This is a genomic window from Amycolatopsis sp. cg5 (assembly GCF_041346955.1).
GTDB lineage: Bacteria > Actinomycetota > Actinomycetes > Mycobacteriales > Pseudonocardiaceae > Amycolatopsis.
This window is the reverse complement of record NZ_CP166849.1, coordinates 7869930-7882883: the sequence shown is the minus strand read 5'-3', so window position 1 is coordinate 7882883 and position 12954 is coordinate 7869930. Positions and strand designations below refer to the sequence as shown.

8 protein-coding genes are annotated in these 12954 nt (G+C 70.0%); 1 reads left to right on the top strand and 7 read right to left on the bottom strand.

The window, feature by feature from the left end:
• Positions 1-28: 28 nt before the first annotated feature.
• The 6 genes from AB5J62_RS35595 to ald all read right to left on the bottom strand — a co-directional run bounded on the left by AB5J62_RS35595 (position 29) and on the right by ald (position 10822).
• Complete coding sequence (locus tag AB5J62_RS35595) at positions 29-880, bottom strand: hypothetical protein (RefSeq protein WP_370944387.1); 852 nt, start codon at positions 878-880, stop codon at positions 29-31.
• Between the two features lie 816 nt (positions 881-1696).
• A complete protein-coding gene (locus AB5J62_RS35590) occupies positions 1697-5467 on the bottom strand; it encodes an ABC transporter ATP-binding protein (RefSeq protein ID WP_370944386.1) in 3771 nt (1256 codons plus the stop codon).
• A 35-nt stretch (positions 5468-5502) separates the two neighbouring features.
• Positions 5503-7335, bottom strand: coding sequence for a protein-arginine deiminase family protein (locus tag AB5J62_RS35585; RefSeq protein ID WP_370944385.1), 1833 nt, complete (start codon positions 7333-7335; stop codon positions 5503-5505).
• 71 nt (positions 7336-7406) lie between these two features.
• Positions 7407-8288 carry an ABC transporter permease subunit gene (locus tag AB5J62_RS35580; protein WP_370944384.1) on the bottom strand — a complete coding sequence of 294 codons (882 nt, stop codon included), beginning with the start codon at positions 8286-8288 and terminating at the stop codon, positions 7407-7409.
• Positions 8288-9337: an ABC transporter ATP-binding protein gene (locus tag AB5J62_RS35575; protein ID WP_370944383.1), complete on the bottom strand. Its 1050-nt coding sequence runs from the start codon at positions 9335-9337 to the stop codon at positions 8288-8290. Before AB5J62_RS35575 ends, AB5J62_RS35580 begins: the two co-directional genes overlap by 1 nt.
• A gap of 369 nt (positions 9338-9706) precedes the next feature.
• Complete coding sequence (gene ald, locus AB5J62_RS35570; RefSeq protein WP_370944382.1) at positions 9707-10822, bottom strand: alanine dehydrogenase; 1116 nt, start codon at positions 10820-10822, stop codon at positions 9707-9709.
• 166 nt (positions 10823-10988) lie between these two features.
• Between ald and AB5J62_RS35565 the strand changes: the two genes are divergently transcribed.
• Positions 10989-11924, top strand: coding sequence for a zinc-binding dehydrogenase (locus AB5J62_RS35565; protein WP_370944381.1), 936 nt, complete (start codon positions 10989-10991; stop codon positions 11922-11924).
• 50 nt (positions 11925-11974) lie between these two features.
• Here the strand turns inward: AB5J62_RS35565 and AB5J62_RS35560 are convergent, their stop codons facing one another.
• The gene (locus tag AB5J62_RS35560; RefSeq protein WP_370944380.1) at positions 11975-12883 is read right to left on the bottom strand and encodes a zinc metalloprotease; all 909 of its coding nucleotides are present in this window, start codon (positions 12881-12883) and stop codon (positions 11975-11977) included.
• Between the last annotated feature and the right edge of the window lie 71 nt (positions 12884-12954).

Sequence of the window (12954 nt, the reverse complement as noted above, 5' to 3'; positions counted from 1 at the left end):
AGAACAGCCGGGTTGGCGGGGACGGTGTCTAGGCCTTATTGGGGAGGAACCAGGGCATCAGTTCCTCGGCGAGCGCTCGGCTGAAGGGTTTCACGAGGAGCTGAAGTTCGGCGCAGGCCGTCTCGCCAATGTGGGCGTAGGGGGCGACGCTGTTGTCGTCGGTGGCGCGCTCGATCTCGGCTCGGCGGGCCGTGCCGGTCGGGGTGAAGGTGGGGGCTTCGGCGTCGGTGAGCCAGTCGCGTTTGCGGAGGGCGGCGATGGCGGACTCCCAGTCCTCGGTCGACCAGGTGCGGGAGTTGCGGAGGGTCTCGGCCGGGACGTCGCCCGCGGCGGCGTGGGTGATGAGGGCTTCGATGCCGCTGAGGCCCGCGGTGAGCAGGGCCGCGATGTGAGCGTCGCCGCGGTATTCGCGGAGCAGGGTCTGGGCGTGCCAGAGGACCATGTGGGGTTCGGATGGCCAGGGCAGCGCGGCGTGCGCGGCGAAGAGGGGGCGGCCGGTCACGTCGGCGGTGATGGTTTCGGCGGCCTCGCGGAGGAGCTGGGCGGCGCGGGCCATTTTGGGGGAGGTGACCGTGTCGCCGAGGATGCGGCGGAGGACTTGGTCGGCCGCGGTGTGGCGGGCTTCGAGGACCGCGGCGGGTGTGGTGGCCGTCCAGGCTTGGGTGATCGACTCGTGGACCGTGACCGGGTTGAAGTTGTAGAAGGTCGCGACGACGACGGACGACGGGACGGCGCCGAGCGCGGCTGACCTGGAGGCGAAGTAACCCGCGCGGGAACCCAGGCCGAGTTCCTTGTAGGCGGCCGTTGCTTCGGGGGCGAAGTAGATCATGCCGTGGTAAGGCTCGATGATGCGCCAGGTCTTGCGTGCCGTCTCGATCATTCGGCAAACGTAGTACCAACCGGTCGGTATGACAATGAGCCTGGGGAGGGCCTGCGTGGGGCCAGGGTTTACGAGCTTGGTCGGACGACGCCTGGGCGCGGATGGACGGCATTCGTACCTGGATGGACGACACGCGTGCATGGATGGACGACACACCTAGGCACGCGCGGGCGAACCGCTGGGCTGGACCGGTAACTCGGCCGGGGAGGCGAACTCGTGTACGGGACGGGCAAAGTCGCGCGCGGTCGCGGCAAAGTCGCGTGCGGGGCGAGCAAAGTCGCGTGCGGGAGCGGCGAACTCGCGTGCAGGATCGGCAAAGACGCGTACGGGAACGGCAAAGGTGCGTGCGGGAGGGGCAAAGACTCGGGTGGGTTTTGTGGCGGGGGTGGGCGGGTTCGCGAGATAGGTGTGGCAGAGGACGGCAGGCGTGCACGGATGGACGGCACGCGTACCTGGATGGACGACACGCGTGCACAGGGGGACGGCACGTGTCCGCAGATGGACGGCGCGCGTGCACAGGGGGACGGCGCGCGTGCCTAAGCGGTCGGCGCGTGGGCTTGGAGGGGCGGCACGTGTGCCTCAGCGGTCGGCACGTGTGCCTGGGGAGTCGGGACGTGTGCCTGGGGAGTCGGGTCGCGGGCTTGGGGAGTCGGGATACGAGAGTGGGGAGGGTGGGGGTGGGTCGTGAGCGTTGCGGGCGGTTCTAACCGGGCGGAACGCTCACGACCCCGGGCGACCCCGGGCGACCCCGGGCGATCTAGCGCGACCGGGGGGTCGAGTGGCTTGAGCGGGAGCCGGTGGTGAGACGTGGGTGGGTTAGGCGTGGGTGTCCAGGGACCAGAGGTGGGCGTAGGGGCCGTTGGCGGCTAGGAGGGTGGGGTGGGGGCCTTGCTCGGCTATGCGGCCGTTGGCCAGGACGAAGATGCGGTCGGCTTTGGCGGCTGTGGCGAGGCGGTGGGCAACTACGAAGGTGGTGCGGCGGCGGGTGAGGTGCTCGGTGGCGCGGAGGACCGTGGCTTCCGTTGCGGGGTCGAGGGCGGCTGTGGCTTCGTCGAGCAGGAGGATGTCGGGGTCGACGAGTTCGGCTCGGGCGAGGGCGATGAGCTGGCGTTGGCCTGCTGAGAGGGAACGGCCGCGCTCGCCCACGGGCTGGTGGAAGCCTGCGGGTAGGGAGGCGACGCCGTCGAGGGCGCCTACCGCGCGGACGGCCGCTTCGACTTCGGCGTCGGTGGCCGAGGGTTTGCCGTAGCGGACGTTGTCGGCGACCGTGCCTGAGAAGAGGTGGGCCTCCTGGGGGACCACGCCGAGGCGGTTACGCAGGGCTGTCAGATCGTAGTCGCGGACGTCCACGCCGTCGATGCGGACGGTGCCCGAGGTGGCGTCGTAGAAGCGGGCGACCAGTTTGACGGCGGTGGATTTGCCGGCGCCGGTCGCGCCCACCAATGCGACCGTCTCGCCGGGGGCGACGTGCATGGTGATGTCGGACAACGCGAGGGTTTCGGTTCCGGCGTAAGAGAAATCGACGGAATCCAGGGTGACCTCGCCGTGGAGTTTGGCGGGGACCGGTACCGGATCGGTGGCCGGCGGGACCGAGGTGGGGGTGCGGAGGAGGTCGCCGATGCGGGCGAGGCCGACGCGGGCCTGCTGGTAGCCGTCGAAGACCGAGGAGAGCTCTTCGATCGGGGTGAAGTAGAGCTTCAGGTAGAGCAGGAAGGCGAGCAGGACGCCCGCCGAGAGGCTGCCCGCGGCGACGCGGTTGGCGCCCGCGACCAGTACGACGGCCTCGGCGACGCCGGAAAGCATGGAGACGAAAGGGAAGTAGGTCGCGATGTAGCGCTGGGCGCGGAGGCGGGACCTGCGGTAGGCGTCGCTGCGGGAGGCGAAGTCCTCGGCGGAACGCTCCTCGCGGCTGTACGCCTGGGCGACGCGGACGCCGGAGACGTTCTCCTGCATGTCCGCGTTGACCACGCTGACGCGCTCGCGGGCCTCGGTGTACGCGGCCGAGGCCGAGCGGCGGAAGAGGACCGTCGCGACGCCGAGGATCGGGAGCACGGCCAACGCGTAGAGCGCCAGCGAGACGTCGGTGATCAGCAGGGCCGCCGAGATGCCCAGCAGGGTCAGCGCGCTGACCACGGCGGTGGACAGACCGGTCTGGAGGAACGTCGACAGCGCGTCGACGTCCGTGGTCATCCTGGTCATGATCTTGCCGGACAGCTCGCGCTCGAAGTAGTCGAGGCCGAGCCGTTGCAGGTGCGCGTAACTGCGGACGCGCAACGCGTACAGCACGGTCTCGCCGACGCGGGCGGTGAGCTTGGTGCGGGCGTTGATGACGAACCAGTCGGCGAAGATGATCACCGCGCCGATCGCGGCCGCCGTCCAGATGCCGGACTGCAGGCCGGCGCGGACGCCTTGGTCGACGCCCTGCTGGTACAGCGCCGGCAGCGCGATCGCGGCGAGCGCGTCGGCCGCGACCAGGCCGATCGCCGCGGCGAGCAGCCAGCGGACCGGGCGCAGCAGGCCACGCAGGCGGAATTCGGGATCGGGCGCGGTGACGTCGACGCCGGCCAGGCGCGGGACGTCGGTGGCCGGCGGGAGGCGGCGGACGCCCTCGATCAGCTCTTCGGTCGGCGGCAGTTCCAAGGCCGCCGATCCGGGCGGGCCGCCGACCGTGGGCGCCGCGGCGGTGCGCTGCTTGGCCGAGTCGGCGAGTTCGGCCGCGGCGTCGTGCTCGCCGGTGTCCGGCCACAGGCTCGGCGTGATGCCCGTGGGCCCACATTCGAGGCCGTCGCAGCGGTGGACCTCTTCGACGCCTTCGCCTTCCCCGCCGAGCAGTTCGCGGAACAGCGCGCACCGCTCCTGCAGCTCGGCCGCGGTGCCGATGTCGACGACGCGGCCGGCGTCGAGCACGGCGATGCGGTCGGCCAGCGACAAGGTGGACCGGCGGTGCGCGATCAGCAGCGTCGTGCGCGACGCGGTGACCGAACGCAGCGTGTCGTGGATGGCGGCCTCGGTGACCGTGTCGACGGCCGAGGTCGCGTCGTCGAGCAGCAGGACACGCGGGTCGGTGATCAGGGCCCTGGCGAGACCCAGGCGTTGCCGCTGGCCGCCGGACAGGGTGAGCCCGCGCTCGCCGACGAGCGTCTCGTAACCGTTCGGGAGCCTGCGGATGAACTCGTCGGCCTCGGCCGCGCGCGCCGCCGCGAAGATCTCCTCGTCACTCGCGTCCGGGCGCCCGTACGCGATGTTCTCCTTGATGGAGGAGGAAAACAGGAACGCCTCTTCGAAGACGACGCCGATCGACCGGCGCAGCTCGGCCAGTTTGAGATCCCTGATGTCGACGCCGCCGAGCGACACCGACCCGGTGTGCACGTCGTAGAACCTGGGCAGCAGCAAGGAGATCGTGGACTTGCCGGAGCCCGCGGTGCCGACCAGCGCCAGCGTCTCGCCGGGACGGGCCTCCAGCGACAGCCCGTTCAGCACCGGATCCGTTCGCGTGTAACCGAAACTGACGTCGTCGAGGCGGATCTCGAGCGGGCCGTCGGGCAACGGGACGGCGTCCGGCCGCTCGACGACCTCGGGCTGCGCGTCGATCAGCTCGTTGACGCGCTCGGCGCCGGCCCTGGTCAGCTGGGCCTGCACGACCAGCGCGGACAGCATCCTGGCAGGCCCGATCAGCGCCGACACGTACGTCGCGAACGCCAGGAAGGTGCCCAGGCTGACCGTGCCGTGCAACGCCATCACGCCACCGACGCCGAGCACGGCGACCTGGCCAGCGGCGGGCAGCGCCGCGGTGGTCGCCGTCGGCAGCGCGGACAGCCTGGCCGCGCGCAGCCGCTCCGCGTACAACGTCTTCGCCGTGCGCTCGAGCTTGGCGACCTCGCGCGCCTCCTGGCCGAACCCCTTCACGACGCGGACGCCGGTGACGGTCTCCTCGACGTGCTGCGCGACGTCCGCCGCCCGCTGCTGGGCCGACCAGGTGGCCGGGAACAGCCGTTTGCGGCTCCTGGCCAGGATGATCGCCACGCCGGGCGTGACGACGAGCGCGATCAGCGTGAGCGTCGGCGACATCCACACCATCGCGCCGAGCGACAGCACCGCGAAGATCACCGAGCCCGCCGACAGCGGGACCTGCATGACGACCGTGGTGACCAGCTGCAGGTCGGTGATCGCGCGCGAGGCGACCTGCCCGGTCTTCATCGAGTCCTGCTTGCCACCGTCCAGCCGGGACACCGCGGCGAAGACCCGCTGGCGCAGGTCGTGCTGGACGTCCAGCGCCAGCCTGCCGCCGATGTACCGGCGGACGAACGCGGTGCCGAAAGCCAGCAGCTGCAACCCGATCAGCGCCACCGCGAGCCAGGTGAGCTGCCCGGTGTGGCCGGCGACCGCGTCGTCGACCGCCGTCCTGACCAGCAGCGGGCTCGCCGCCTGCAGGCCGACCCCGAACATGGCCGAGAGCAGCGCGAGCACCACGAGCCTGGGGTGCCGCCAGCAGGCCGCGGCGAGACGACGGATCCAGCCGTTCTTGGCGGCTGGATCCGTCTCAATGTCCGGAACCCCTTGACGGGAACGCGATGGTGCTGTGGTCACTCCGCCAGACTAAGCGTGCCCACCGACAAGTTCGATCACGCACGCCACCAGTCGGCCCTGGTGGGCTCCCGCAGCGCGTTGGTGATGCAGTGGACCTCGCCCAGCCACTTGTGGGCGAAATCCCAGTCTTCGACCCAGGAGACCTTCAGCGGATAGCCCGCGAGGGCCTGCTCGGTCTTGAGTTTGAACAGGTCGACGCCGTCGACGCGGGGACCGTGCGGGTCCGGCGCGCCGAACACGCCGCCGCCGAGCGAGATCCCGTTCGGGATGCCCGCGGTGTGCGCGCCGAAGACCCGCTCCGGGACCGTGCGCTTCTGGATGCCCGCCTTGGTCTGCGGCGGAATCCGGCCCGACGCGACGAGTTCGTCGATCTGGTCGAGGTGGACCTCCTCGAACAGCACCGGAACCCGGACGAGTTCGCGCTCGGCGAGGCCGGTTTCCCTGGTCAGCACGGCGATCTGGGTGTCGATGTGCTTGGCCGCGGTTTCGTTCTGCTCAAGGAAGGCCGGATCGGCGAGCGCTTCGTCGATCGTCGGCTTCTTCTTCTCACTGGTGCCGTCGAACAGGACCGCTTTGCCGTGCCCGTCCTTCGCGGCCTTGCGCATGACGTCGAGCGCGAGGCGCGGGTCGGCGATCATGATGGTCCAGCCGCGTGCGGTGCGTGCCGGTATCACGTGCGTGGTCTCGTCGGAATGCCCGACGATGAGCCACGAGGTGTCGATCCTGACGGGGTCCGCGTACTGCGCGTCGACCAGCTTGGTGAACGAGGGATCGGGCTTGCGGTTCGCGACGCTGCCGTAGAGCGGCCTGCCCAGCGGATAGCCGCGATAGGGCGGCAGGCTTTCGTAGTTGCCGGTCGAGTTGAGGCTGTCGTCGACCGTCTCGTCGCGCTCGCCGGTGAACTGCTGGACGACACCGACACCGGGCCCGCGCAGCGTGGTGAACACCAGGCGGCCCGCTTGGCGCAGCGAGGAGCCGCCGCCCCCGCTGCGGAAGTCGGCGGTGCGCAGGTTCGCGCTGCGCAACAGGACATGCAGCACCTGCGGTCGCCCACCGGGACCCGGCATGCTCGCGGTGGTGGGTTCGAAGATGTCCTGGAACCACTCGTCGTAGTCGGTGACCCTGGTCAGCGCGGACTCCGGCAGGTTCGCCGCAGCCATCGCCTTTTTCAGGCCGGCCAGGAATTCGGGGTATCCGCGCTCGTTCTCGGCCGGTGGCGTCGAGGTGACCACCTTGCGCGGCGCCTTCAAGTCGCTCTGCATGATCAGCGGCGCGACCCGCAGCTGGACGGAGTCCGCGGCGCCCGCCGTCTTCAGCGTGACGGTGACGACGCCGTTCCAGACGGCCTTGTCCCGCACGACATCGCGGCCTTCGAGTGCGAGCCGGGCGCCGTCGGTCAGCTCCTTGGCGGTGAGCGTGCCGCCCTCGCCGAGCGAGGTCCAGGTGCCGCCGCGTTCGACCCACAGGCGGGCGTACTTGCCTTCGCCCGCGCCGAGCGACACCGTGCCGTCCTGGCTCGCCTTGCCAGGCGTGGTCCGCAGCGGCGCGAGGTCGGCCAGGTCCAGCGGTCCGTTGACCACGTCGTCCTGAGCGTCGTTGCACGCTGCCAGCCGCAGATCGACCTCGATCGAATGGTCCTCGAGGTCCTCGGGGGTCACCTTGCAACGCTGGGCGTCGTCGTCGATGTTGGGCAGGAAGATCGCGCCGCGCTGGGGTGTCCACCTGCCCTTGCCCGCCTGGTCGGCGCCGTCGACGACGCCGTTCCGGTTCGTGTCGGCGAGCAGCACCGCGCTCTGTGGTGCCGCGAGCGCGGGTGTTCCGGTGAAGATCAGCCCGGCCAGTGTCAGCAGGACGGCAGGTCTCCGCACATTTCTCCCTAAGCTGGTGATCAACTAACCACCAGCTTAGGGAGAAATGTCGCTTTTTCGCCGTGGGCTATTTAGGTGATGTCACGCTTCTGGTTCGACGCCCAGCCGAAGCCGAAGAACACCGCCGTCCAGCCCGCGAAGATCAGCGCGGACACCCACCAGCTGACCACGCCGGGCGAGCCCGCGGTGAGCTGGAGGAAGTACTGACCCCAGCGACCGTCCTCGGTGCCGAAGTCGAGCGAGTTGATCTTGAAGGCCTCCGAGGCGACACCGCCGACGATCCCGTTCGCCGCGCCGTTCGGGAGGATGGTGCCCAGCACGGTGGTCCAGTTCCAGGTCGCCAGCACGACGCCGAACTCCAGCACGAGGAACCACACGAGCAGCAGCACGACGGCCAGCGTGACCTTGTTCAGCACCGCGCCGACGCCGATCCCGAACAACGTCACCAGCACGAACGACAGCACGGTCGCGCCGAGCGCGGCGAACCACTGCGGACCGCTCGGCATGCGCGTGGAGTCCACCGTGAGCAGGGTGCCCAGCGCGGAGACGCCGAACGCCACGACGCCGTAGAGCGCGCCCCAGACCACGTAGGTGATCATCTTGGCGCTCAGCGCGGAGATCCGGTTCGGCGCGGTGAGGAAGGTGGTGGTGATCGTCTTGCTGCGGTACTCGCCCGCCAGCGCGAACACGCCGAACAGCGCCGGGATGATGCCCGCGATGTTGACGCCGTGCGCCATCGACAGCAGGCCGACCGGCAGCGCGTCCGGCTGGACGCCGATGGCCGAGGCGATCAGCGCGGCGTCGCTGCGGCCGATGAAGTCGACGAAGTCGTTCGTGATCCGGCCCCACACCCAGGAGAACCCGAACGCGGTGATGACCAGCGGGATCAGCAGCACCCACCAGGTGTTGAGGGTGAGCGTCTTGCGGAACTCGGCCTTGATCAGGTTGCCCATCAGCCCTGGCCTCCCCAGCCCTGGTGCGGACCCGGCTGCTGGTAACCAGGCGGCGGGCCTTGTTGATACTGCGGGGGTGGCGGGAAGCCACCCGGTGGCGGCCCTTGCGGCGGGCCCTGCTGCGGGTAGCCGGGCGGCGCCGCGGCGAACTGCGGCTGGGTGAGCTGGAAGAACAGCTTCTCCAGGTCCGCGTGATCCTCCTGCATGCCGTAGATCGCGACGCCCGCCTTCGCGGCGAGGTCACCGATCTGCTGCACGGTCGCGCCGGAGACGGCGACCCGGCCGTCCGGATTCGGCGCCACCTCGGTCAGGCCGCCTTCCTGCAACGCCTTCACGAGCGCGCCTGCATCCGCGGGCTGCACGAGCACGCGTGACCGCTGGCTCTTGCGGAGCTGGTCGAGCGAGCCGTAGTAGCGGGTCAGGCCCTGACTGATGATCACCACGTTGTCGATGGTCTGCTCGACCTCGTTCAGCAGGTGGCTCGACACCAGCACCGTGCGGCCCTCACGCGCGTACGAGCGCAGGAAGTTCCGCAGCCACAGGATGCCTTCGGGGTCGAGGCCGTTCGCGGGCTCGTCGAGCACCAGCACCTGCGGGTTGCCCAGCAGCGCCGTCGCGAGCGCGAGCCGCTGCCGCATGCCGAGCGAGAACCCGCCCGCCTTGCGGTCCGCGGCGGTGCTCAGCCCGACCAGCCCGAGCACCTCGTCGGCGCGCTGGTCCGGCATGCCGATCGCGGCCGCGTAGACGAGCAGGTGGTTGCGCGCGGTCCGCTTGGGGTGGAAGCCCTCGTTCTCCAGCACCGAGCCGACCACGCGGGCCGGGTGGACGAGCTGGTCGTGCGGGCGGCCGTTGATGGTCGCCGAACCTGAGGTGGGGGTCACCAGGCCGAGCAGCATGCGCAACGTGGTGGTCTTCCCGGCGCCGTTCGGCCCGAGGAAGCCGGTCACCGAGCCGGGCTCCACGGTGAAGCTGAGGTTCTGTACCGCTCTGACCTGCCCGAAATCCTTGGTCAGGTCCTGCACCGCGATGCGGCCGCTGCCGTCGTGCATACCGCTCCTTCGTTCCCCGACGTTGATCCGGCGCCATCCTGTCAAAGTCGGGGGCACGACGCGTGCGGAACCGCCGAGGCCGTTCCAAAGCGAGCTTCGTCACCCCCGGTCCGGCGATGGCAGGGGGATTGCCCGTCCGATGTCCGGTTTCACGGCCGTATTCGACCTGGTAACCACCTGCGCGGCTTCTCCGTTAACAAGTATTTAGGGCAACTTCGAGACCCCGTGCAGCGAAGTCGGGAGAAGTTGCCTAAGCTAGGACGTGGCGGCCCGCTCCCAGTGACCCCCAGGCTGGTTGAGCGGGTCGCCCCTTACGTAAGACAGAAGCCCCCGCCGGTTGGACCGGCGGGGGCTTCTTCGTTACCCGGATCAGACCAGAGCGGACGCCACCGAGGTGTACGGCAGGCCGTGCGCGACGGCGACCGGCTCGTTGGTCAGCTTGCCGTCGTGGGTGTTGAGGCCCTTGGCGAGGCTGCCGTTGGCCGACAGCGCCGTCTTCCAGCCGTGGTCGGCCAGCTGCACCGCGTAGGGAAGCGTGACATTGGTGAGGCCGTAGGTGGACGTCCTCGGCACCGCGCCCGGCATGTTCGCCACGCAGTAGAAGACCGAGTTGTGCACCGTGTAGGTCGGCTCGTCGTGCGTGGTCGGGCGCGAGTCGGCGAAGCAGCCGCCCTGGTCGATCGCGATGTCGACGAGCACGCTGCCCGCCTTCATCCGCGAGACCAGCTCGTTCGAGACCAGCTTGGGCGCCTTCGCGCCGGGCACCAGCACCGCGCCGATGACCAGGTCGGCCTCGAGCACGGCCTCTTCGACGCTGAGGCGGTTGGACGTGACCGTGCGGATACGCGGGCCGAAGTCGTTGTCGATCTGGCGGAGGCGGTCGACGTTGGTGTCGAGGATCTCGACGTCCGCACCGAGGCCGAGCGCGACGCGGGCGGCGTTGATGCCCGCCACGCCGCCGCCGATGACGACCACGCGCGCCGGGTGCACCCCGGGGATGCCGCCGGGCAGCACGCCGCGGCCGCCGCTCGGCTTCATCAGCGAGAAGGCGCCGACCTGCGGGGCGAGCCGACCGGCTACCTCGGACATCGGGGCGAGCAGCGGGAGCGCGCCGTTCGGCGTCTGCACGGTCTCGTAGGCGATCGCGGTGGTGCCGGACGCGAGCAGCGCGTCGGTCAGCGGGCGGTCGGCGGCGATGTGCAGGTAGGTGAACAGCACCTGGTCCTTGCGCAGGCGCGGGTACTCCTCGGCGATCGGCTCCTTGACCTTGAGGACGAGCTCGCCCTCTGCCCAGGTCTCGTCGGCGGTCGCGAGGATCTTCGCGCCGGCGGAGACGTACTCCTCGTCGGTGATCGCGGAACCCAGCCCGGCGCCCGCTTCCACGAAGACGTCGTGACCGCGCCCGACCAGTTCGTGCACGCCCGCCGGGGTCAACGCGACCCGGTACTCGTGCTTCTTGATCTCACGGGGAACGGCGATGCGCACTTTCTGCCTCCTGGCGGCGGACGGTGGGGTGAGGTGTTACCGACCACGGTGAGCCACCCGGACGGCGGTGTCATCGTGCCACCGGAACAGTATTGCCGCACTTTCATGGTCGTCTCGCGACAACCAGTTGACCTCCAGATAACTTGAGGTACCAGGCTCTGGAGGCATGAGAGCCGTGTGGTTGAAGGAGTTCGGCGGACCCGAGGTGCTGCTCGCCGGAGAAGCACCCGATCCGGTGCCGGGGGACGGCGAGGCGCTGATCGCGGTCGACTATGTCAACACGACGTTCGTCGAGACGCAGGTGCGGGCCGGGACCGGGCCGTTCCCGGTCGAGCTGCCGATGATCCCCGGCAACGGGGTCGGCGGGGTGGTCCGCGCGGGGCCGCCGGAGTGGGTCGGCAAGCGCGTCGTGTCGTCGTTGCGCGGCTCCGGCGGGTACGCCGAGCTGGCGGTCGCGCCGGTGTCGAACCTGGTGGAAATACCCGATGGGGCGGCGACGGACGCGGCCGTCGCGGTGCTCGCCGACGGGCGCACGGCGACCATGCTGCTGCGCGCGGCCGGGCTGCGGAAGTGGGACACCGTGCTGGTCGAGGCCGCGGCGGGCGGTGTCGGCGGCGCGCTCGTGCAGCTGGCGGTGGCCGAATGCCTGACCGTCATCGCGCTGGCGGGCGGTCCTGAGAAGGTCGAGCTGGCGCGGGGGCTGGGCGCGCAGTTCGCGATCGACTACCGGCGCGACGACTGGCCGGACCGGGTCTACGACGCCACGTTCCGGGTGGACGCCGTCTTCGACGGGGTCGGCGGGACGGTGGGGCGGCAGGCGTTCGAGCTGCTGGGCAAGGGCGGCCGGATGGTCAGCTTCGGGCTCGCGAGCGGGAGCTGGACGGACACCTCCGACGCGGAAGCGCGCGGGGTGACCGTGGTCGACGTGCCGAGGCCGGACGCCGCCGGGCTGCGGGAGCTGGTCGGCAGCGCGCTGTCCACTGTGGCCAGTGGGGTGCTGCGGCCGGTGATCGGGCAGCGGTTCCCGCTGGAGAAGGCGGCCGACGCGCACGCGGCGATCGAGTCACGCGCCGCGGTGGGCAAGACGTTGCTGGTGCCGTGAGGTCGTGAGTGTTCCCGACGGTTAGAACCGTCGGGAACACTCACGAGTCCTTAGCCGCGGTAGGCGTTCCAGGCGTTGGTCATGCGGGTGTTCTGGCCCGCGGTGAACTCGTACATGCAGCCGTCGTACGAGTAGTCCATGAAGTTGTGGATCGGGTCGACACCGGCGGAGCTGCAGGTGTTGCGGCCGGTCGGGCAGCCGGAAGCGGGGCTCGCCTCGGCCGGGGTGTCGGAGACGTAGTCGCCCGAACCGGAGCAGCCGCCCTGGAAGGTGTGGTAGAGCCCCATCCAGTGGCCGACCTCGTGGGTGGCGGTGTCACCCTCGTTGTAGTTGGTGGCCGAGCCGCCGGGGAACGAGGTGTCGAGGATGACCACGCCGTCCATCTTGGGCGAGCCGCTGTAGTCCCACGGCCAGGTCGCCCAGCCGAGCAGGTCGTCGCCGAGCGAGGCGGTGTAGATGTTGAGCGCGTTGGAGCCGCCCTTGTGCAGCGCGTTCTTCATCTGCGATTCGGCGGACGAGCCGTCGGTGATGCCGTTGTACCAGGCGGCCTTGTCCGTGTAGTCCGTGCTCTGCAGCGAGAAGCTGTAGCCGGCCTTGGCGTACGCGCTGTTGAGCACCGAGATCTGCTTCGAGATCGTCGACGCGCTCAGCTTGCCCGTGCTGCCCGAGTGGATCACGTGCACGTAGGTCGGGATGCTGGCCGCGGCGAGTGAGTTGGTGACCCGCTTGGAGGCGAGCTTCGACGCCATCTTGCTCTCGATGGACGCGGCCTGGCCGGGCGTCAGGGAGTGGACGTCACCGTCTTTGGACCTGGCGGCCGAGTGCTCGGGCGTGTAGCACTCCTGGCCGGGTGCCGCCGCGACGGTGCCGGCGCCGGTCGCGGTGCTCGGCACGGCGAGGCAGGCCAGCGTCAGCGCGGACAGCGCGGTCAGCTTGACGAGATGAGACCTCGTGGGCAACTCCTCGGTTACGCTCAATGACCCTGAGTGGGCGAGGGGAAAATAAGCGAGGAATTCACCTACTTAAGTGT

Coding starts and splice junctions, on each gene's coding strand:
- AB5J62_RS35595 (WP_370944387.1), bottom strand. CDS start 880: ATGATCGAGACGGCACGCAAGACCTGGCGCATCATCGAGCCTTACCAC.
- AB5J62_RS35580 (WP_370944384.1), bottom strand. CDS start 8,288: ATGGGCAACCTGATCAAGGCCGAGTTCCGCAAGACGCTCACCCTCAAC.
- AB5J62_RS35575 (WP_370944383.1), bottom strand. CDS start 9,337: ATGCACGACGGCAGCGGCCGCATCGCGGTGCAGGACCTGACCAAGGAT.
- AB5J62_RS35565 (WP_370944381.1), top strand. CDS start 10,989: ATGAGAGCCGTGTGGTTGAAGGAGTTCGGCGGACCCGAGGTGCTGCTC.